We start from the raw sequence: 21,477 nt of genomic DNA, 5'->3' as shown, positions 1-21,477 counted from the left end.
GTGATAACGTTGAGATTCAGGGTTTTGAGGCTCCAAAAGTCAACCCTCTCCTAAGAAACTCAACTTTTTAAGTTCATATATATCAATAATCTGGCGAGTTTCTTGAAAGAAGGATATATCTATAAAATTGGCAAATCTATTTGGGTTTACAAGGTAATATTTTCCGAGTTTTGTAAAGGATAATTATATGAAGAGAAATACAGATGTTCCCTATAAATTAATTGCTTATGCTGGTTTAGGTTTCTTACTATTTATGACGCTGGGTATTCTCAAACCTTTCACTATCGTTAAAGCAGGCGAAAGAGGAGTTGTGATGCGTTTTGGTAAGGTACAGGATACTATTCTGGACGAAGGATTACATGCCATTATTCCAGTGGTTACTTCAGTAAAAACCCTTAGTGTCAGAGTGCAAAAGAATGACATCAGTTCGGAGGCATCTTCTAAAGATTTACAAGATATCAAAACTGAGGTTGCTCTTAATTGGCACATCGATCCAGAAAAAGTAAATAATATCTATCAGCGCATTGGTGATGAAGAACAAATCATTTTTCGGATCATTACCCCCGCAGTTTCCGAAATTGTCAAAGCAGCGACCGCTCAAAAGAATGCGGAAGAAATTATTACTAAGCGTACAGAGGTCAAAAAACAGATTGATGTTGAGCTCAAGGAAAGACTGAGCAACTATGGAATTTTAGTTGACGATGTTTCTTTGGTTAACGTTTCTTTCTCCCCAGAATTTGCCAAGGCGATCGAAGCTAAACAAATTGCCGAACAACAAGCTAAACAAGCAGATTTTGAGGCTTTAAAAGCTGAAAAAACCGCTCAAGCAGAAATTAATCGGGCTAAGGGACAAGCAGAAGCTCAAAGATTACAAAAGCTGACTTTAACCCCTGCACTGTTGCAGAAAGAAGCGATTAATAAATGGGATGGCAAATTTCCTACGGTCATGGGTGGCGATGGTGCATTACCCTTTATTAACATCGATCCGCAAAAAATTAATCAGTAAGTTGAACAAAAATTTCAATCTATTTTGAAATTTGGTCATGACGTTCTCAGTATTTCTGGCTATATTGTGGATGATAATTATTACATGAACAATTAGATGGCTACTAAAATCTCAAATACGTGGTGGGAAAGTTATCGTGAAGTTGTACAAGTTAGTAAGCGTTATCGTCAATTGGTCAGGCTGGTAGATAACTGCGAAGAAGTTGCTCAAAGTATGATCAACTTGGAAAAAAACAAAAATCCAGGCAAAGCTGAAAGCTGGTATTTAAATAAAATAATTGATGAGCTTAAGCAGCAAAGTTTGGTTAGCACCTTGTATTAGTTTTAATACCAACTAAAACAGGTTCAGAATATTATTGAGAGGTATTGTCCCAGGTGTCATCACCTGGGTTTTGATTTATGCCTACATTAGCAGTTATTAATAATAATATTTCGAGAATTTCCCCAAAAATAAAATATTAAGTCATTAGTACTATCTATGAATCCTCAAATTGAAGCTATTTCTGCCATGCCAAATAACGGCAAGCCAACCTATTTACTAGTTGTACTCCATGGCTGGGGAGCTAACTACCAAGATTTTGTTCCTTTTGCCAAAGTCCTGAACTTTCCTGGTTTTGGTTATATATTTCCTAATGCCCCTTTTGAACACTTTCAAGTACCCGGAGGTAGGGCCTGGTATGCTCTAGAAACTAATGAATTTGATGGTTTATCCACCAGCAGACAAATATTGCTTGATTGGCTAGTCTCCTTAGAATCTTCTACAGGTGTACCTCTCAACAAAACTGTTCTGGCAGGTTTTTCTCAGGGTGGGGCAATGACCCTGGATGTGGGGTTGACTTTACCCTTCGCTGCTTTGTGTAGCTTAAGCGGCTATCTTCATTACCAACCACAATTTCAAGAAGATAAAATCTATCCACCAACTATAATTATTCATGGTAGACAAGATCCAGTTGTTCCTCTAAAAGCTGCTATCAAAGCCAGGGACGAGTTAAGCAAAGTTGGTGTTTCAGTTAAGTATCAAGAATTTGATATGGGACACGAAGTTCAAGAACCAGCGATCGCCTTATTTAAACAATTTATCACCGAAAATATTTTAGAGTAAATTTTTTATTACTCGTACAAAATTTGTTCAAAACAAACTTGTCCCACCTCAACTAAAGCAGTCTCTGCCTGTTCATCTGTAGCGGAAGCTGCCGTTAACTGTTTGAATTCTGACAAACTATATTGTTGTTGAAATTCATTAATGGTGCAGTCACATAATTTCTGAGCTTCTGCTTCATCTAACCCCTCTCCCATAGAAGTTTGGATACATTCCTGGGCATAGTCCTGCATAAATTCCGCAGGGTATTGGTTATTCTTTTTGGTGCTAATTGAACTTTCTGCAACTGCCATACTGCTCGTAGCTAATAAAGTTAAAGTTAATAAACCAAAGTAAATATATTTCATAGTAATCAAGATATGATTTGGTTAAGCTGCGATTAAAAGGGCAAAGCCCTGAGCTATAAGCTGTTCAATTTTTTAACAGCTAATTGTAGAGTTCTAGATGTTTCTTGCTTACAGTATGTTCCTCATCCTTCAACTTTGAATATGCTTTTAAATAGCTCTCAAGTTAAAGCGGCGGCGATGGACATCGGCTTTCATTTAGTGGGTATTGCAGGGATAGATAACCACCAAGATCGCGCCGTAGATCATCTAAAAAACTGGCTGGCTTCGGGATATCAAGCTGAAATGAACTGGATGGCAAGCCCCAAAAGAGAAGATATCCGTACCTGTATGCCAGAAGTGCGATCGCTGATTTCTGTAGCCCTTAATTACTATACTCCCCATCAACATTCCGATGACCCCGAGATAGCCAAAATTTCTCGTTATGGTTGGGGCAGAGACTACCACAAAGTTATGGGCAAGAAACTTAAACAGCTCAGTAATTGGTTGCGATCGCAAGATGAAGGGATTCTGACTCGTTACTATGTAGATACTGCTCCTGTGCAGGATAAGGTCTGGGCAGAAAGGGCGGGAATTGGCTGGATTGCTAAAAATGGTAACGTAATTACCAGAAAATACGGTAGTTGGGTATTTATTGGTGAGATTTTAACAAATTTAACCTTGACTCCAGATGCCCCCCATACTAGCCATTGTGGAACTTGTACTCGTTGTTTAGAAGCTTGCCCAACCGATGCTATTGTTAAACCTTATGTAGTTGATGCTAATCGATGTATTGCCTATCATACGATTGAAAATCGCAGCCCAAAATTACCTGAAGCAATTGCCAATCAATTATCAGGTTGGGTAGCAGGATGTGATATTTGTCAGGATGTTTGTCCCTGGAATCAACGTTTTGCTCAAGAAACCGATGTCAGTGATTTTCAACCCTATCCTGTCAATATTCAGCCTCAACTAGAAGAGCTAGCCAGTATTTCTCAAGCAGAATGGGATCGAAGATTTCGAGCCTCTGCACTAAGAAGAATCAAGCCCAGTATGTGGCAACGTAATGCCCATGCTAATCTAAACAGAGAGAAGTAATTGTTTTTCCCCGGCAGATATTAAAGTTTTTGCTGACTATAATTGCTTTATTAATCACCTAATATAATATATCGAGAATTTGATGACTGCTAGGGTAATTTTATTTGACTTTGATGGCACGATTGCTGATACTTATCAAGCGATCGCTAACATCACTAATCAATTATCTGATGAATTTGGTTACAAGGCTTTAACTCAAGATGAGTTATTATTTTTAAAAAATTTAAGTTCTCGTGAAATAGTTAAACGTTCGGAAATATCTATATTTAAATTGCCTTTTTTGGTTCGAAGAGTTCGAGCTGAATTGAGTAAAGAGATTGCTGAATTACCACCCATAAACGATCTACACCAGGTATTATTTGAATTAAAAAATAGAGGCTATATTTTAGGGATTGTCACCTCAAATATCAAAAAAAATGTCGAAATATTTTTGGCTAATAATTGCCTAAGTTCTTTATTCAGTTTTATTTACTCTAGTACAGCTATCTTTGGTAAGCATCGCGTAATTAATCAAGTAATCAAAGAAAACAATTTACATAAATCCTATGTGACTTATATCGGCGATGAAACTAGAGATATCAGATCGGCTAGGAAAAGTAAAATAGGGGTTATTGCCGTAAGTTGGGGATTTAATTCAGCGGATATCTTACAGAAATATCAACCAGATTTGTTGGTAAATCAACCCCAAGAATTGTTGCAGGCGATCGCTCTTTTACAACCTCAGCGAGCAAAAACTACTGCTAATTAGCTTATTATTTGAAGTTTGTCTTATAAATAAGCTACAACTGGAGTGTTGAGTATAATTTCCCTGATTTTCATGGCAGTAGATGATAATGATCCCAAATTCTTATTATTTGCTCAGCATGGCTGGGCAGATACGGCTAGTGATATCAGTAAATTGGCGAAAGCTGCTGCCGATCCTCAGACGGTAATCACTGCCCCTAATTTGGGGTTAATCAATACTTTCATCAGAATTGAACCTCTAGTTCAGCGATTAGAACAGATTGCGACTCAGGTAATTAATAGCTATCCCGATACCCCAATCAAAATTATGGGACATTCTATGGGTGGTTTAATCTGCTTAGAACTGCTTAATCGCAATCCTCAATGGTGGCAGAAAGTACACTCATTAATCTTATTAGGTTCTCCAGTTGGTGGTTCCAACATCGCTCGGATCATCGATCCTTTGGGTATCGGTATCGGTATGGCTAGGGATTTAGGCAAAAATCGCCGTGGCATAGCAGAGAAGATTGCTCAAAAGATTCCAACTCTCTCAGTTGCTAGTGATATCAATCTGGGTAGTGATGGTTTGGTAACTGTCGAAAATACAAAGTTTGCTCATGCTAACTGGACTCTGATATCAGGCATCCCCCATGCAGCGATGAAATGCCATCCTGAAATGATTCCTCTAATTCAAAATTTTTGGTCACATCCTCAACTAGGAGCGTCTCCCCAAGAAGACTCTGCTAGTGAAGTTATTGGTCGATTACGTTCAGTACCTGGAATGACTGATGCAGATCGTCGTCATCTGGAGCGATCGCAAATTGTCGTCAGTTTAGCTGATGGAACCACGATCAATACTTGGAATAGCCCTCTGGGGATAAATCATGTTTATGTCTTAAGCAGAGACAAGATGCAGTGTCTTTATTCGGGATACGTGGGTTTAATACACACTTCGGGGTTACGTAAAGCGCTCCAAGAAATTCGGCAATATGCCTCTTAGAGATTAAGCAGAATTTTTTTTACGAAAATTGCTTGACAAACTGAGGTAAAAACTTGCTATGATGTCTATGTCGAAAATCAATGGGGTGTCGCCAAGCGGTAAGGCAGCGGTTTTTGGTATCGCCATTCCTAGGTTCGAATCCTAGCACCCCAGTTAAAAATTAAAGCCTGTCTTAACTTCTCAACCTTAAGGTCGCTTCGCTTTAGTTCGGAGTTTTTAGTTCAATATCTTGTTTGTGTAATTTATAGCAATACGAACTTTTATTAGGATACTCATTACTCGTTACTCGTTACTCACCCTTCGGGAGGTGCCCTAAAGGACTTCCTTCGGTCGCGCATTCCCTTGCCCAGATAACGCTCCTGGGTAAACGCCTTACGTCGACGCGGTGAAGCAGTGCGGTCTTGGGGGTTTCCCCCATGAGCAACTGCTGAATCCTTTAGGGGGTCGCACCTTCACTTACGAGCAATCAAATAAACTTGTCCTAACGTAACTTTGTACGGCTATACTTTTCCGAACTCTACTAGTCATCAGCAATAATATTTGAACCAAATAATTAAATCTACTTAAAAATGATTGTCAACAAGTTATAATCACGCTATATCTATTTAAGAACAACTAAATAAAAATTAGTATCAATAAAATTTTGAATGCTCATGACCCATGCCATAGATCTCAAGCACAAACAATCAAAAGGGATTAAACAGTTTCAAGAATTTATCTTTATTGGTACTAGTTCTACAAAATCATCAGCGGATTTAGTAGAACAGTTGCATTTACCTCCCAATAGTAAGCTTTTGAGTCAAACCCCTACAGGAAATTTTCTGATGATTACTCAGATTCTTACTGCCAAGAGCATCACTCGCCAGCTACAAAATTTACACCTAAAGCCAGGAAGAAAAGTGCAATTAGTCAGTAGAACTAGTAATGGCTCGGTAGTAGTTCGCTGGGAAGAAAAGTTGATTGGTATGGGAGCGGAAATTGCTCAAAAAATCATCGTAACTTTGGCTAGTTAATAGAGATAATGAAAATAACAACCAGTATTCGAGAACTATCTTTAGGTTCCGTAGCAATTGTTGCTGGCTATAGCCTAGTTTATGGCGGTTATGTAGGAAGATTAATGTCGAAAGGGCTGATACCTGGTACTCCCTTTATCCTGCTGAATTTATCTTTGGCTGAGGGGGCAGTACAAATTATGCTGCAAGAAAAAATTATTACCCTATCTAAGCCAGAGGCTAATGCTCTATGTATCGAAGACTTAGCTGAAGATGATTAATCAGTCAATTTTTCCTCGCTCCATTTTTCTGCTAGCAAATCTTAATTTAGCCGATCGCGATCGCGGATTTTCTCGTTGCTCGTCTCTTTGAGCAGTAATTGGTTTCTTGGTAATGACTTCTAATAACTCATTGTCGCGGAAACGATGTTTAACAATGCGATCTTCCAAGCTATGAAAACTTATAATACCAATTTTGCCCCCGGGTTTAAGCCAAGTGGGAGCATTAGCAATAAATTTTTCTAAAGAAATTAATTCCTGATTAACTTCGATGCGTAAGGCCTGAAAAGTGCGAGTAGCAGGATGAATTCTACCGTGACGATATTTTCCTGGTACGGCGGAGGCGATCGCATTTGCTAAATCTATCGTGGTGAGGAAAGGACGTTGTTGGACAATTTTTTTAGCAATACGCCGAGAAAATCTTTCTTCTCCATATTCATAGATCAAATCAGCTAAGGAAACTTCTTTCCAGTGGTTGACAATCTCTGCTGCTGTAATTCCTTTAGAGCGATCCATTCGCATATCTAGAGGAGCAGTATGACGAAAACTAAAGCCTCGTTCGGGAATGTCTAGTTGCGGAGAACTAACCCCCAGATCGGCAATAATGCCGTCAAATAACAAATCGCCTGGTTGATAGTCAGCAAAGTTACCTTGCCAAAAATCTATTTGCTGGGGATAGTAATCGGCTAATCTACTTTTAGCTGCGGCGATCGCAATTTGATCTCGATCTATTGCCAGTAACTTAATATTTTTCCCTTGATTTAAAATCAATTCACTATGCCCGCCACCGCCAACAGTAGCATCAAGATATTGTCCTTCTGCCAAGATCTCCAACCCGACAATCAATTCTCGACTTAGCACAGAATAATGATTAAATGATGTTGCTTCCTGTGCTTTCAATAATTTACTCCTTCCCCAAAATCTTAATTAAGATTTTATAACCTAAGTTAGATAAGATACCAATTTAATGGGATGTTGTAGTTACAATTGTAATGTAGTTAGAAAAAGAAAGTTATAATATTGGCTTTATTTCTCTAATTGCACCGTCTGTTGATCGAGATAAAGCTGAATTTATCATATCCATATATGGAAGTTAGCAAACACCCAGGAAAAGCAGAAGACTCTCCTGGTCATAGGTGGGCAGGAATTTTAGGAACAGGAGTTGCGGTAGTAACCTTGATTCTTCCTCTAATAATGATTGCTTCATACACACCATTTAGTAGCAATGCACAATCAGTGCCAGAAACAATTTATCAGCTTCAAGAAACTGAACTAAACCCAATGAAATAAATTAGTATCTCGTTACAGGTTTAATTAAAGCGTTGGGCAGTATCTGCTTAAGACTTATTTTAGGCTGTCAGCTTTTCGATAAACGAGCAAAACTCGTGGCTATAAGCCATAAGCCAGTTAGAAGCATTGTTGACAAGTTAAGGGTCTACGTCGTTTGTCAAATTGTTTTTGAGTAACGAGTAATGAGTAACAAGTAACAAGTACTGTTATTACTTTTTTTGCTCAAGAGTTAAATATCAAACCGCCGTGCGCACTAAATATCTAAATCCATATATTGTGTATTTGTTTTAATTAAACACCATATATGGTGGTTGACACTCAATCTTTTTTCTTAACTTGTCACAGTTGAGTTAGAAGCGGACGCATGCGGTCTTGAGCGGGGCTTACAAGCTTGTGGATAATAAGCTGTTTCTCTATTCCCTGTTCCCTATTTCCTTGCCCTAGGCATTTTATATTTAATTACACCCACCTACTATTCTGTCTATTAAAAAATTATTACTCATTACTCATTACTTCCGAACCAACCACTTTTAATGTCCTAACATAATTTTGTACGACCATACTGCATTATTAAAGATAATTGATATTAGAAGATGACGTTCTGACGATCTTTATTTAAGATTGAATAATAATCTTAAAAATATGATTAATAGATGTTTTGAAAAATAAATTAAGTACTGAAGCTCTTATAATTACTAGCTTTTGTTATATTTTTAACTCCAGTTACTTATACCACTATCACAATTTACCTTTATCTATAAGATTACCAAGAAAAAGAAAAAATGCTGAATTATAGTATGGTCATTCAATGGTCTCATAAAGATAACTGCTTTGTAGTTACTCTTCCAGAGTGGGGAGAGTTATGTCATACTTACGGAGATACCTACGAAGAAGCCCTACAAAATGCTAAAGAAGTTTTACAGTTAATGGTTAGTTCCTCTATTGCTGAAGGCTCTTCTTTACCAGAAGCAAATACTTTTACGGGATTATTACAAAAAGCATGATTCTTATGTTTATGTAATTACTAATAAATTGTCACCTCAAAAGTAGCTCAAGCGTTTAGTTAGTATAATTCTCTTAAGCAAAATATCAATAAGCTATAAGCAACGATTCCGCTTAAATTGATTAGTTTAAGTGGCTGGCAAATGTATATTAACATAAGTTCATTAACTAAAATTTTTGAACAGCTTGAAAATTAGTACTTCTTTCTTTTGGCTTTTTACTTGCGTGAAGGGGTACTAGATGGAATCAAATAAAAATGTTGCCTAAGATGGCAACAAAATCAGGCCTAGAAATAATAGCTAATTACTATGCTTATAGTTTGAATCACTCTTTAATTAAGATGAATTTTAGTAATTGTAGCTCGTTTAAATACAAAATCTAGTTTTATCATTGCGGTCATACAATCTGTTTTTCAAGAATATTAGTCTCTTTTTAAGCTCACTAAAGCTAGATTTGATTTAGCAATTGCTTGAGGTCCCAAAATCAATTATTTGGCGAAGAAAGCAACATCTAGAAACGTTAATAGAAGCTTGAAATCAGGGCTTTACTATATTTTATTTGTTATTAGCTAAAATAAGGCTTGTCCATAAAATTCAATAGTAATAAAGCCTACTAATAGACTTCATAATTCAAATTGTACTAATGAAAAAAATTGTTTTGTTGACTTTGTTGACCGGATTATTTTTGTCAGCTTGTCAACCTAAATCTCTTGAAACTAAATCTCAAGAGATTCAATCTGCTGAACCTAGTCAAACTAAGCCGAATATCAGAACTTCTGTAGGGAAAGAGTTCATGATCTCATCAGAAGGCATTGGCCGAGCTAAATTAGGAATGACACTGGGTAAGCTTAAACAAATATCCGATCACAAAACTGAGTTCAAACTAATATCACCTTTTATGGTTGATGTGAATGCGATCGCTGTTAGTCAGGGTAGTATTGTCCAGTATTATATTCTTTATCCCGCGGGAACCACGTCTCATCCTGATCGAGTAACTCCCACCGACGAAGATCTCATTACCACCTTAATGACGGATAATTTTAATTATCAAACCAAAGAAGGCGTTAAAGTCGGCACTAGAATTGAAGAAGCTGAGAAAATTTATGGGAACGCTACTTTATCTTATAATGTCGAAAATGAATCGAGAGAATACATCACCTTTAGTAACTATATGCCGCCAAATATGCGCTTTAGAGCGTCATATTTTAAATCAAGTTCCAATGGATTGAGCTTTTCCGGTATTTATCCAGAATATCCTCAAGTATCCTATAAAACTGATAAATATCGTGAAGATGCTGTGATTGCAGCTATTGAGGTTTCTTGTCCCTCAGATAATTGTGTCCCCAGATAATTTTGGTCATCAGAAGTTGATTGCAGGATAGCCTTTCTGGTTACTTAAATTTTTGGCGGAGGTACAAGACCGGGTTTGTACAAGAAAGCATCAATATATTTTAATGTTTTTAAGTCAGCATCAGGAAAGCGAGCGATATTTTTAGCATTCGGTTCTAAAAAGGTGAATGCTTGACGAAATTCTTGGGGAGTAGCGTGGATTGGAGCATCGAAATGACAAGGAATAATACGATTGAAGTTCCAACGAGTAATCGTATCTGCCCATTGTAAAGTCTCTTGGGGAGCGCGATTGAGAATTAAAGTCTGGAGAATTGGTGCCACTAATAAACGACCATCACTGCGTAACGTATCAAAGCACTCTTCCCAGTTGATTTTCCATTCAAAAGGATACAAGCCCCAGTAAGCTTTTGCTGACTTGTTCGGCGATCGCCAGGCATCGATTATAGTCTTTCTAATACTAGGTGTTTCTAAGACACTGGCTTTAAAATATAGGGCAAATAAACAGATTCTTTGCCATCCTCGGATGCGATTGCCTTGAGTATCGACGATCGCTTCTGTAGCACTATCTCTAGCATGAAACAGCAAAGGATAAAGATCTTGCTCAATAATCTCAGGCGGTTTAGTGGGAATCGAGATAATTGAATCAGTGACCAGTAATGTTTGCGATCGCTTGTGTAAGAAAGCTACTTCCTCAAATTGACCTAACCTGAGATTGATATCTCCTAAAATAGCGTAATCAAATTCATCGGCAAAAGGAGTTTGAGTGCTATCGGCGGGCAAAACTTGAGTTCGTTTGGCAGGAAAACCCAGCCAACTCAAAGGTAAATTAACGGGGAAACTCCATTGTTTAGGAGCAACGAATACAATAGCCTGGGGAAACTTGCGTGCAAAAGGACCAACACAATGTTTATGCTCTAACCCGGAAATTGTGGGCAAAATGATATACTTAACATCCCCATGTTGGTCAACTAATTCTTTAACTAGATGGATACATTGCTTAGTAGGAGCAACAGGAGCGTACACCAGCAATCCACCAGATTCTAACCTAATTACAGTCATCCGAATTGGTACAACCACATAAAAAATCCCCTGTAGTTGATCGAAAGTCCAAATTGTATCTTTCAGTACCTCTTTGCGGATCGTGCGCCGCTTGCTATAGGGATAAATGGGTACCGTTGGCCAAAATCGCCAATGATAATCTTGAGAATCTATCTGATTATTATTTAGCTCTTTTGTTTCTGGTTGGCTCACTCGAAATCTTCTCCCCTCAACATGGCGATCGGCTTAATCTGTTCACATATTGTCTCTAAAAGTTGGTTTTAAGTAAATTATTGGCTGGAAAACTATCTGTGTCATTTCCTAATTGTTGGCGATATATAGCAATACGAACTTTTATTAGGAGACTCATTACTCGTTACTCGTTACTCATTACTCATTACTTACGAGCAATCAAATAAACTTGTCCTAACGTAACTTTGTACGGCTATATATGGGCAAATACAGGAAAGTTGCTATATTGTTAACTTTAAAATCAACTTAGATTAATCGAATCTTAATGAGAAGGAAGCTATTGACTTGGATTAAGAGTAACTCGACTAAGCGGGTACTATTCACTACGCTGTTCTTAAATAGTCTTTGTGTTACGTTGGCAGTCGTCGGAGCAGTTACTGTTGATCGATCTCCAGATTTTCATTTCCAAGAAGGAAGATTTATTACTATCGTATCTTGCATACAATTATTGATTGCTGCTAGCTTATCTTGGAAAATTTATCAGCTAGCTAAAGGTTCTCAGTTAGAAAAACTCAGCCAAAGTAGCTTATTTTGGCTGATTGTTAGCTGGGGATTATTTTTTTTGACTTTGGATGATGCGATCGGTATCCACGAACAAATAGATTTTTGGTTACATGACTTATTTCGTATTGAGGAGACAGACATTACCGATTTAGCCGATGATTTAATTGTCGGGGGCTATTTACTGCTGTTCTTAATTTATATCGTCATCAAATGGCAGATAATTCAAATTTATAAACGCTCATTTATCTTTTTTAAGATTGGTTTTCTCCTATCTTTGATGATGGTTGTGTTAGACATAGTAACGAATAACGAATATTTTATATCTATGATGATTGATAATGAAATCCAAGCTCGAATGCTCAGGAAATGGCTGAGTGCGTTAGAAGATTCAGTTAAAATATTTGCCGAAGGGATATTTATTGTAGGAATTTATCAATGTTGGCAAATAGCACAGTCGCTCTATTCTAGTAAAGACCAAAATCTATTGAAATCTACACATGAAAAGTAATAATTAATTGCTACGGAGCCTATTTGTCAACGCGATGGGAGAATGTCAAGATCTGCCGAGAGAACTCAAGTTAAAATGGGCGATACAGTTATTTTTTTGTTTAATTTTGGATAGTTATTTATCATGAATCCTGTTCTATCTCAATTTGGTTCTCAGATGTCGCAACTAACTGGAGTTAGAGCAATTATGAAAGACATTATTGAAACCTTGAACAATAGTGCAGGAAAAGAGTTTATCAATCTCAGTGCGGGAAATCCTGTCATTTTGCCAGAGGTTGAGCAGTTGTGGCGAGATTGTACTCAAAAGTTGTTAGACAGCAACGAATACGGTGAAGTTGTTTGTCGTTATGGTTCTTCTCAAGGTTATACTCCTCTGATTGAAGCCATAATTAATGACTTTAATACTCGTTATAATTTGAATTTGAGCGATCGCCATGTTCTGATCACAGGTGGTTCTCAGGCATTGTATCTTTATGCTGCGAATGCCTTTGGTGGCTACACTGAGTCTGGAGACCTGAGACAAATTGTCTTGCCTCTTAGTCCGGACTACACAGGCTATGGCGGTGTTAGCCTTACTCCAGAAGCTTTAGTAGCATATAAACCAACTTTAGAAATCGACCAAAAACAACATCGTTTCAAATATCGTCCTGATTTTAGTCAACTGCAAATTAATCAGCAAACTGGTTGTGTAATTTTTTCTCGTCCTTGTAACCCTACAGGAAATGTTTTGACCGATGATGAAGTAATTAAGATAGCGGCTTTAGCTGCTAATTATGATGTTCCTGTATTAATTGATTCTGCCTATGCTCCCCCCTATCCGTCGTTGAACTTTACAGAGATGACCCCGCAGTTTGGTAATAATATCATTCACTGCATGAGTTTATCGAAAGCAGGATTACCAGGAGAGAGAATTGGCATTGCTATCGGCGAGCCGGAATTGATTCAGGTATTAGAATCTTTTCAAACTAACGCTTGTATTCATTCTTCCCGCTATGGACAGGCGATTGCAGCAAAGGCGATCTCCTCAGGTAAACTAGCAGATATTGCAACTAATATTATTCGTCCCCATTACCAACGTAAAATTGAGATTTTAGAAAGCACTCTCGATCAATCTATGCCCGATGATATTCCCTGGTTTCTCCATCAAGGTGAAGGCGCAATCTTTGCTTGGCTATGGCTCAAGGATTTACCAATGACAGACTGGGAATTTTATCAGGAATTAAAACAAGTTGGGGTAATTGCTGTACCTGGAAGTACTTTTTTTCCCGGGTTGCGAGAAAATTGGCAGCACAAACAACAATGTTTACGGATTAGTCTAACTGCTACCGAAACTGAAATAGCAGAAGCAATGCAGCGCTTAGCTCAAGTAGCTAAAAAAGTTTATCAAGCTGTAGCAGTTTAGTTGGAATTAATAATCAATAATTTGACCTTCAACAATGAATGATGAACAATCGACTTCTAAGCAACAAATAGAATGGTTAGAAGTAGGAAAAATCACTTCTCCTCAGGGTTTAAAAGGTGAATTAAGGGTGTATCCTGACTCTGATTTTCCTGAAAGGTTTACCCAAGCAGGGACTCGTTGGCTACAGCACCCTCATACTTCAGCTATTACAGAAGTGCAGTTGTTGAGTGGAAGATATCTGACGGGCAAAAATTTGTATGTAATTAAACTAGAAGGAATCGAAGATCGCAATCAAGCTGAGGAATTACGTGATTATAAATTACTCGTTAGTAAAAGCGATCGCCCTAAACTTCAAGAAGATGAGTATCATGTTTCAGATCTAGTCGGCTTAGAAGTTTACGATCAAGAAACGGGGGAAAATATTGGAGTAGTTATAGATTTATACTCTGCGGGCAACGATTTACTAGAGATTAAACTGCACCAACAACCAGAAACAACAACTAAAAGCGATCGCGCAGCGGAGGCAAAGTCTCATCGCGATCTTTCTCAAATAAGCCGTCGCAGTAAACGCAAAAAATATCGCCCCCAAAAAAATAAGCCACTGACGATATTTGTTCCTTTTGTCAAAGAAATTGTTCCCATAGTGGATATTGCTAATCATCGATTAGAGGTATCACCTCCTGACGGATTAATCAATATCCATGAATAGAAAGGCGATTGGCGATCGCCGATACCGTTTTAGAGGTTAACTTTCAAGGGGAGAGAATTCTAGCAATTCACTAACTAAAGCTACTTTTCCATATCGAGAATCTATTGTTAAAGCCCTTATTTCCATAACGCGATCGCTATCGGGGATAAGGTAAGTAACCGTTTCATCCGGATGAAGATGCAAACATTGAGCGAAAATCTCTTGTCGATATTTCCGGGGAATAAATTGTTCTTCTCCCATCTCCAGCACAATTTGATTAAAAAAAGAAAGTTCTCCAGTGTTAGTAATAATGCCTGCGGGCGTTGAAAGATTATCACACCATCTTAATGTCAAAAACCATTTAGCGTCACTTAATCTATTGTAAATTTTATCTTCTTTGGGATGGGGGAAAACCTTATACCCAGACTCTACAGCAATAATCGTTCCACCTAAAAAACCACATATCATCCCGAGCCGATCGCTCATCCAGTCTTGCTCCTAGAAAACACTTATCATTAACTATAAACGTTTGATGTGAAATGGCTTCGTTCAGATTAAACTGTTTTTAGCTATTAGCTTTTAGCCTTGGTTTAACTGCTAAAAGCGTTATTGGGTATAAGACCCCATTGCCTATGCAATGTCTACTGCCCAGGTATGGTTTAAGACCATATTTGATTGAAGCTAATAGCTAATGGCTAATAGTTATTAAGTAAGTAGGCATAATAATTTATAAAACCCAGGTAGTTAATCTTTTCCCTATCACCTATCCCCTAACCCCTAACCCCGGCAAAAACCGTTTTATATTTAATTTCACCCACCTACTTAGCTGGGGCGTAGCCCCTTTATTGACGATCGTGACTAGACAAAAATCATGCTACTTTTAGCGGGCAAAGTAATTTCTAGTTTTCGTGATTCTGTGGTGTCGTGCCACTCTAATCTTCCGGAGCCGTATACTAGCTTCTGGGGTTGGGACTCTAATTCTGTAACCGAGAAATTAGCATTAGCTTGTTGGCTATCAGTATTAACCGCAATTACTAGCTCCTCATCATTCAATATCCTGGCAAAGACATAGATATTCTGCTCAGCATACAAAGTTTTGTAAGTTCCTGTGCGTAAACTAGGATATTGGTGACGTAAAGCAATTAATTCTTTATGAGCTTTTAATAGTTCTACATTCCAGTTTTCGGGTTGTGGGAAAGTGCGACGACAATCAGGATCTTTGCCTCCAGGTAAACCCACTTCATCGCCATAAAAAATACTGGGCGCACCAGGAAAAGTCATTAATAAAACTGTAGCTAACAAAAAGCTGTTGTAATCCTCACCTACGGTAGTCAACATTCTGGGGGTATCGTGACTATCTAAAAGGTTGAGTTGAGTTAGCTGTATTTCCCAATCGTATTGTTCTAGTAGGGCTTTAATTCTGACAGCATATTCGACTCCAGAAATTGGTGGATAAGGTTGCAGTTCATGTTGACAGTATTCGGGAAGATAATTTTCTCCCCCAGCAAAGGCAATAGTTGCCTCAGTAAAGCGGTAATTCATTACGCCATCAAACTGAGTACCGTCTAGCCAGGGACTGGCATCCCCCCAGATTTCACCAACAATATAAGCTTCAGGGTTTACGGCTTTAACGCGATCGCGAAATTCTTGCCAAAACCCAGGGGTATCAACTTCATTGGGTACATCTAATCGCCAGCCATCTATCCCTTTATGCAGCCAATATTCAGCAATTTGCATAATATATTCTTTAACCTGAGGATTGTCGTGGTTGAATTCAGGCAAAGCACGATTCCCTACCCAGCCTTCGTAGTTAGCAGGCTTATCCCCGTCATAGGCAGATAATGGCCAATCCTTAATTTTAAACCAGTCTAACCACGGGGAATGAGGACCGTTTTCTAAAATATCGTTAAAGAAGAAGAACCCGCGACTGGCATGATTAAATACTCCATCCAGCACTACCTTCATATCTTTGCTATGGGCTGCTTTAATTAAGGCATCAAAAGCGACATTTCCTCCCAAAATAGGATCTACCTCATAGTAATCATGAGTATGGTAGCGATGATTAGAAGCAGACTGGAATATAGGTGTAAAGTAGATCGCATTAATTCCCAAGTCTTGGAGATAGTCTAGCTTATCTATTACTCCCCAAAGATTTCCACCTTTATAACCTTGCATTGTGGGAGTCGCATCCCAACCTTCATAAGTAGAAGCTTGCCACTGTCCCTTAATTGTGGCGGGGCTTTTGGCAAAGCGATCAGGGAATATTTGATAGAAAACAGCGTTTTTGACCCAATCTGGCGTTTTAATCATGGTTAAAAGTTAATGGTTAATGGTTAATAGTGCAAACTCGGTGATTTTTATTACACCAGACAATTTCAGCTTTTTTCTTTTGTTTCTACTAACTATTATTTAGGAATATTGCTCGTCCATCATCAACTGTAAAAAGATGGATTTTGTTAATGTCTACAGCTAACCAAAGAGAGTCACCGACCCCAACTGGTTTATCTGGAGGTAAAGATACCGTCATTGTGTTGTTGGCATCTGCTGTTAAATGGGCAGAAATAAAAGTTTCACTTCCTAATGCCTCTACTAAATCTACCGTAACTTGAATACTTGATTTGCTGGCTGAGTCGAGGACTAAATGTTGAGGACGAATACCTAGAATCAGAGATTTTGCTTGACTTTCTTGTAGTGGTTTTGCCCAAGTTTCTGGTAAATCAAGCTCAAAGCATTTATGTACTAATTTGACAGGTAAAACGAGAGCTACAGATAAAAAGTTCATCGGTGGCGAACCAATGAACTCTGCTACAAAGCGGTTAGCAGGTTGCTCGTATATTTCTAAAGGTGGCGCAATTTGTTGAATTTGTCCGTTGTTCATTACCGCAATGCGATCGCCCATAGTCATTGCTTCAGTTTGATCATGAGTAACATAGATCGTAGTAGTATCTAGCTGTCGTTGCAATTTAACAATTTGGGCGCGGGTTTGAGTTCGTAGTTTAGCATCCAAATTAGATAGTGGTTCATCCATCAAAAATACCTGGGGGTTACGAGCGATCGCTCTACCTAAAGCGACCCGTTGTTTTTGCCCTCCCGAAAGTTCTTTCGGCAATCTGCCAAGTAAGGATTCTATTTGCAACAAGCTGGCTACGTACCTCACCCTATCCCTGACAAGTTTTTCTTTTGTCGATACATAACGCAAACTTCGGGGTAAATGACGAGTTACGGCTGTCAATATATCTTCTAGTAAATTAGGGTCAACTGGATCTTTTCTATCAGTCTCACTGTCTCCTAGTCTTCCAGTCTCCGGATTGCGTCGTAAGCCGAAAGCCAGATTGTCGTAAATATTTAGATGGGGATAAAGAGCATAATTTTGAAATACCATGGCAATGTCTCGAACTTTGGGAGGTAAATCATTGACCAGGCGATCGCCAATTTTGATATTCCCCCCCGTCAATTCTTCTAATCCTGCTAGCAGTCGTAATAAAGTACTTTTACCACAACCAGAGGGTCCAACTAAAACTAAAAATTCTCCATCTTCAACGGTAAAATTTATATCCCGCAAAACATTTACTTGTTTAGATTTAGTTTTGGTGGAAGAAAGAGCTGTTTCGTACCTCGCTTCTGATTCGGATAAATTACTATTGTCCGCCTTGACGCGAGAGTAGCTTTTATAGACGTTTTCGACTACGACTTTTGCCACTATTAAACCTAATTAAGTTGATATTTTGAGCTTTGCTTAGTAATACTATCATTTAGTATTAGGTGATGGCTTTTGGGTGTTGGCGATGAGACATAACAAAGTCACTTGAATCTAAAAGAGGTCAGAAGTCAAAATGTAGGTGGTATTAGAAAATCTGATACTTCATCAAATAATTCAAGTAGCAGAGTTATCTAAAAGAATAATCTAAATTGCCTTTAAAAAACTTATTAGTAATCTTTTATACTTAATTTTTGTCAACTTTAAAGTAACAAGGAAAAAAAAATTGAGTAATTTGGGAGAAATTACTCTTCGATCAGAAAGTTATAAAAGAATAGCTCTTAGAGCATATTAGAGTGTGATTTATTAGATGGAGATAACCATGAAAATAATGCATAAAAAAGGTTGTAAGCCTATGGTTGTCAATAATTTATTGCTTATCGCTTCATTTAAACTATATACTTAGTATTTCTTTTATATTAAGCAAATAATTTCTTTTTTAAAGTGTCTTTGTCAAGTAAAATTAGTATTAAATTCAAAATAAGCTTGGCTGTAAATTGTATTTTGAGTCTAATGTGAATAGAAAAGCCAGAGATAATTGTAGAAGCAACTGGTTAGATGTTAGCTATTTTTAGTTGCAGAGTAATAGTTTGACCTGTTGTTACTTCCAATAACTATTTGAGTCAGGATTTTACACTCTTCTGTTAGCTAACTTGGTCAAAAAAGTTGAATCAGTGAAGCAGACATTAAAACTATTTACATTAGGCACAATTTGATCCTTATTTTTAATTTTAGAGAAGTATAATTATGTCATTTTGGAACAGTTTACGCTTTAGAATGCCTGCGATAGTTTTGTTTGGAGTCATTCCACCAATGCTGGGGGCTATTTTTTACGCTAGTTATTGTGCTGATGTGCGATTTCGCGAGGATGCTAAAGAGAATATTGCTTCTCAAGCAGAATTGTTGGCAAACACCATCTTTTGGTGGAATCAATCAAATGTTTTGAATTTACAGCAATTGAGTCAGCAACCCGATATAGTTCGTATGGATGCCAAGCGACAAAAGCTAATACTAGATAATGTAGTCGCCACAAATCCTAATATCTATTTGGCTAGCACAGTTAATCTTGATGGGTGGAATATAGCCCGCAGTGATAGTAGCAAACCCCTTTATTATGGAGATCGACCCTGGTTTCTAAGAGCTAAAGCAGGTCAGGAAATAAGTTACCAAACTTTGATCGGTCGTACTATTTTGAAGCCAGCGATCTGTATGGGGAAAGCAATCCGTCAAGAACCATCGGAAATTGAGGGAGTGGTGATGCTTTGCAGTGAACTCTCAGATTTAGCCGAGCAAATCGGTCAACTTCAATTTGGCGAAACTGGTTATGTTATTTTGGTAGATCAAACTGGTAAGGTACTGGCTCATCCCAACTCAGCCTTAATCTCTGGTACTCAATTACACAATTTAAATCGATATCCCCCTGTTAAAAATATTTTGGAAGGTCGCGATGGTTTCTTTTCTTTCGTTGACTATAAAGATATTAGGTGGATTTCCTACGGTACTAATCTAGATAATGGCTGGAAAATTACTATTGTCCAACGAGAAGCTGAATTTTTTAAAAATGAACAAGAATTTAACAGATTAGCATATCTAGTGGGTTTGGTTGCTGTGATAACTGTCTGTATTCTGACTTGGTTATTGGCAAATTATCTAATTCAACCAATTGGCAAGCTAACTAAAGCTGCAACAGAACTTTCTAAAGGTAAGTTAGACGGAGAAGTAGAAATAAATCGTCAAGATGAGCTGGGAATTCTGGCTGGGGCTTTTAATCTGATGGCGAGCCGTTTGAAAACTTCATTTAAGGAGCTAGAACATCGAGTTAGACAAAGAACTGCCGAACTTAACAAAGCTAAAAAAGCAGCTGAAAAAGCAAATCAAACTAAAGATAGATTTTTAGCTCGAATAAGTCATGAATTACGCTCTCCACTGAACACCATAATTAGCTATGCAGATATATTGCAGAAAAATCCTAGTTCGAACGGTTATTACCCGTCAAGTAAGCTTGAGGATCAGGTTAAAAGCACTCAGGAATTAAAAGTTATCCGCGAAAGTGGAATTTATCTCTTAAATTTAATTGAAGATATTTTAGATTTTTCCAAAGCTAAGGCCAATAAAATTGAACTTAATCCTACATATTTGAAATGGCATTCTTTCTTAGATGCGACATTAGCTATGGTTCAGTTAGGCGCGCAAGAAAAGCAAATTCTCTTGGAATATGAAACTGTAGATAACTTAACTACAGGTGCTTGGGTAGATCAAAAAAGGCTACAACAGGTGCTGATTAATTTGCTCAACAATGCGATTAAATTTACCGATCAAGGGCAAGTAACTCTCAAAGTCAGTGTTCTCCAGACAACAGAAGTGTTGGATGTCAACGACTCGCGTCCTCAACAGAAACTTCGCTTTGAAGTTATTGATACTGGGGTGGGAATCAGTTCAAAACATTTGGAGAAAATTTTTCAGCCTTTTGAACAAGTTAGTACTCCTGAACAGCAAATAAATGGAACAGGGCTTGGTTTATCGATCAGCAAGCAAATAGTGGAACTGATGGGTGGTCAACTAAATGTCAAGAGTCAATTGGGTGTAGGGTCAATTTTTTGGTTTGACATCAGCTTACCTGTGGTAGGCAATAGCTTAAGAACTTTAGACAAAGAAAAAGTTGTGGATATTATTGCAGAAACTGAGCACAATGGATCTTCAAAAGCATTGCCTGCTAATCTTTGGAAATCAAAGATTTTGATTATCGATGACAAAGAAGAAAATTATTTTTTTGTATCTAGCATACTTACCCCTTTAGGCGTTGAAGTGTTCTCTGCCATTAATGGAAAACAAGGACTAGATATGGCAGCTATGGTTAAACCAGACTTAATCTTACTCGATTTATTCATGCCGGTTAAAACTGGATTTACATTAATTCGAGACCTACAAAAAACACCACAATTCAAGACTATTCCTGTTATTCTCATTTCATCCTGTAATTATGAATCATTGAAAAAAGCTAGTAAAACTTATGATTGTCAAGGTTTCCTGACTAAACCCATTGATGAGAAAAAGCTACTAGTTTTATTAGAAAAGCATGGAATATTTTCTAAGCATGAGATGGTATCTAAAAATTGACACACTCTCATCAAAATCTAGAACATACTTTTAAAATTCTGTTTTGCCGAAAA

21 protein-coding genes and 1 tRNA gene are annotated in these 21,477 nt (G+C 37.8%); 16 read left to right on the top strand and 6 right to left on the bottom strand.

The window, feature by feature from the left end; genetic code table 11:
- Positions 1 to 187 precede the first annotated feature (187 nt).
- The 3 genes from PLEUR7319_RS0132665 to PLEUR7319_RS0132655 all read left to right on the top strand — a co-directional run bounded on the left by PLEUR7319_RS0132665 (position 188) and on the right by PLEUR7319_RS0132655 (position 2,107).
- Positions 188 to 1,006 carry a prohibitin family protein gene (locus PLEUR7319_RS0132665; protein ID WP_019509460.1) on the top strand — a complete coding sequence of 273 codons (819 nt, stop codon included), beginning with the start codon at positions 188 to 190 and terminating at the stop codon, positions 1,004 to 1,006.
- A 96-nt stretch (positions 1,007 to 1,102) separates the two neighbouring features.
- Positions 1,103 to 1,327 (top strand): hypothetical protein, encoded by a 225-nt coding sequence (locus tag PLEUR7319_RS0132660; RefSeq protein ID WP_019509459.1) that lies wholly within the window; start codon positions 1,103 to 1,105, stop codon positions 1,325 to 1,327.
- Between the two features lie 156 nt (positions 1,328 to 1,483).
- Entirely contained in the window at positions 1,484 to 2,107 is a 624-nt protein-coding gene (locus PLEUR7319_RS0132655; RefSeq protein WP_019509458.1) for an alpha/beta hydrolase, read from the top strand.
- A gap of 8 nt (positions 2,108 to 2,115) precedes the next feature.
- On the opposite strand, the gene PLEUR7319_RS0132650 is transcribed toward PLEUR7319_RS0132655, so the two are convergent.
- Positions 2,116 to 2,451 (bottom strand): hypothetical protein, encoded by a 336-nt coding sequence (locus PLEUR7319_RS0132650; protein WP_019509457.1) that lies wholly within the window; start codon positions 2,449 to 2,451, stop codon positions 2,116 to 2,118.
- A 141-nt stretch (positions 2,452 to 2,592) separates the two neighbouring features.
- On the opposite strand from PLEUR7319_RS0132650, the gene queG reads away from it, so the two are divergent.
- The 6 genes from queG to PLEUR7319_RS0132620 all read left to right on the top strand — a co-directional run bounded on the left by queG (position 2,593) and on the right by PLEUR7319_RS0132620 (position 6,521).
- Positions 2,593 to 3,525, top strand: a complete 933-nt coding sequence (gene queG, locus PLEUR7319_RS0132645) for a tRNA epoxyqueuosine(34) reductase QueG (RefSeq protein WP_019509456.1) — start codon at positions 2,593 to 2,595, stop codon at positions 3,523 to 3,525.
- 82 nt (positions 3,526 to 3,607) lie between these two features.
- On the top strand, positions 3,608 to 4,273 hold the full coding sequence (locus PLEUR7319_RS0132640) for an HAD hydrolase-like protein (RefSeq protein ID WP_019509455.1): 666 nt from the start codon (positions 3,608 to 3,610) through the stop codon (positions 4,271 to 4,273).
- Positions 4,274 to 4,342: 69 nt separating this feature from the next.
- Positions 4,343 to 5,248, top strand: a complete 906-nt coding sequence (locus PLEUR7319_RS0132635) for an alpha/beta fold hydrolase (protein ID WP_019509454.1) — start codon at positions 4,343 to 4,345, stop codon at positions 5,246 to 5,248.
- Between the two features lie 81 nt (positions 5,249 to 5,329).
- Positions 5,330 to 5,401: transfer RNA gene (locus PLEUR7319_RS0132630), tRNA-Gln, on the top strand.
- Positions 5,402 to 5,901: 500 nt separating this feature from the next.
- The gene (locus tag PLEUR7319_RS0132625; RefSeq protein WP_019509453.1) at positions 5,902 to 6,261 is read left to right on the top strand and encodes a FeoA family protein; all 360 of its coding nucleotides are present in this window, start codon (positions 5,902 to 5,904) and stop codon (positions 6,259 to 6,261) included.
- An 8-nt stretch (positions 6,262 to 6,269) separates the two neighbouring features.
- Positions 6,270 to 6,521, top strand: coding sequence for a FeoA family protein (locus PLEUR7319_RS0132620; RefSeq protein ID WP_019509452.1), 252 nt, complete (start codon positions 6,270 to 6,272; stop codon positions 6,519 to 6,521).
- Here PLEUR7319_RS0132620 and rsmH read toward each other — a convergent pair whose 3' ends face one another.
- On the bottom strand, positions 6,522 to 7,418 hold the full coding sequence (gene rsmH / locus PLEUR7319_RS0132615; protein WP_026102929.1) for a 16S rRNA (cytosine(1402)-N(4))-methyltransferase RsmH: 897 nt from the start codon (positions 7,416 to 7,418) through the stop codon (positions 6,522 to 6,524).
- 186 nt (positions 7,419 to 7,604) lie between these two features.
- Here rsmH and PLEUR7319_RS0132610 point away from each other — a divergent pair, with 186 nt between their 5' ends.
- From PLEUR7319_RS0132610 to PLEUR7319_RS0132600, 3 genes are all read left to right on the top strand, one after another.
- A complete protein-coding gene (locus PLEUR7319_RS0132610; RefSeq protein ID WP_019509450.1) occupies positions 7,605 to 7,808 on the top strand; it encodes a hypothetical protein in 204 nt (67 codons plus the stop codon).
- A 782-nt stretch (positions 7,809 to 8,590) separates the two neighbouring features.
- On the top strand, positions 8,591 to 8,812 hold the full coding sequence (locus tag PLEUR7319_RS0132605; protein ID WP_019509449.1) for a type II toxin-antitoxin system HicB family antitoxin: 222 nt from the start codon (positions 8,591 to 8,593) through the stop codon (positions 8,810 to 8,812).
- A gap of 640 nt (positions 8,813 to 9,452) precedes the next feature.
- Complete coding sequence (locus tag PLEUR7319_RS0132600; protein WP_019509448.1) at positions 9,453 to 10,160, top strand: hypothetical protein; 708 nt, start codon at positions 9,453 to 9,455, stop codon at positions 10,158 to 10,160.
- 44 nt (positions 10,161 to 10,204) lie between these two features.
- Here PLEUR7319_RS0132600 and PLEUR7319_RS0132595 read toward each other — a convergent pair whose 3' ends face one another.
- Positions 10,205 to 11,410 carry a DUF4336 domain-containing protein gene (locus PLEUR7319_RS0132595; protein ID WP_019509447.1) on the bottom strand — a complete coding sequence of 402 codons (1,206 nt, stop codon included), beginning with the start codon at positions 11,408 to 11,410 and terminating at the stop codon, positions 10,205 to 10,207.
- A gap of 319 nt (positions 11,411 to 11,729) precedes the next feature.
- Between PLEUR7319_RS0132595 and PLEUR7319_RS0132590 the strand changes: the two genes are divergently transcribed.
- The 3 genes from PLEUR7319_RS0132590 (at position 11,730) to rimM (ending at position 14,571) form a co-directional block, all read left to right on the top strand.
- Entirely contained in the window at positions 11,730 to 12,461 is a 732-nt protein-coding gene (locus tag PLEUR7319_RS0132590; RefSeq protein ID WP_144054412.1) for a hypothetical protein, read from the top strand.
- Positions 12,462 to 12,584: 123 nt separating this feature from the next.
- A complete protein-coding gene (locus PLEUR7319_RS0132585) occupies positions 12,585 to 13,862 on the top strand; it encodes a valine--pyruvate transaminase (protein ID WP_019509443.1) in 1,278 nt (425 codons plus the stop codon).
- Positions 13,863 to 13,896: 34 nt separating this feature from the next.
- Complete coding sequence (gene rimM, locus PLEUR7319_RS0132580) at positions 13,897 to 14,571, top strand: ribosome maturation factor RimM (RefSeq protein WP_019509442.1); 675 nt, start codon at positions 13,897 to 13,899, stop codon at positions 14,569 to 14,571.
- A 36-nt stretch (positions 14,572 to 14,607) separates the two neighbouring features.
- Here rimM and PLEUR7319_RS0132575 read toward each other — a convergent pair whose 3' ends face one another.
- From PLEUR7319_RS0132575 to PLEUR7319_RS0132565, 3 genes are all read right to left on the bottom strand, one after another.
- Positions 14,608 to 15,036 carry a hypothetical protein gene (locus PLEUR7319_RS0132575; protein ID WP_019509441.1) on the bottom strand — a complete coding sequence of 143 codons (429 nt, stop codon included), beginning with the start codon at positions 15,034 to 15,036 and terminating at the stop codon, positions 14,608 to 14,610.
- 372 nt (positions 15,037 to 15,408) lie between these two features.
- Entirely contained in the window at positions 15,409 to 16,860 is a 1,452-nt protein-coding gene (locus PLEUR7319_RS0132570) for a glycoside hydrolase family 13 protein (RefSeq protein WP_019509440.1), read from the bottom strand.
- Positions 16,861 to 16,948: 88 nt separating this feature from the next.
- On the bottom strand, positions 16,949 to 18,250 hold the full coding sequence (locus tag PLEUR7319_RS0132565) for an ABC transporter ATP-binding protein (RefSeq protein ID WP_019509439.1): 1,302 nt from the start codon (positions 18,248 to 18,250) through the stop codon (positions 16,949 to 16,951).
- Between the two features lie 804 nt (positions 18,251 to 19,054).
- Between PLEUR7319_RS0132565 and PLEUR7319_RS38740 the strand changes: the two genes are divergently transcribed.
- Positions 19,055 to 21,424 carry a hybrid sensor histidine kinase/response regulator gene (locus PLEUR7319_RS38740; RefSeq protein ID WP_019509438.1) on the top strand — a complete coding sequence of 790 codons (2,370 nt, stop codon included), beginning with the start codon at positions 19,055 to 19,057 and terminating at the stop codon, positions 21,422 to 21,424.
- Positions 21,425 to 21,477: the final 53 nt, after the last annotated feature.

Origin of the sequence: Pleurocapsa sp. PCC 7319 (assembly GCF_000332195.1) — a bacterium.
Classification (GTDB): domain Bacteria; phylum Cyanobacteriota; class Cyanobacteriia; order Cyanobacteriales; family Xenococcaceae; genus Waterburya.
This window is presented reverse-complemented; position numbering and strand designations above follow the sequence as displayed.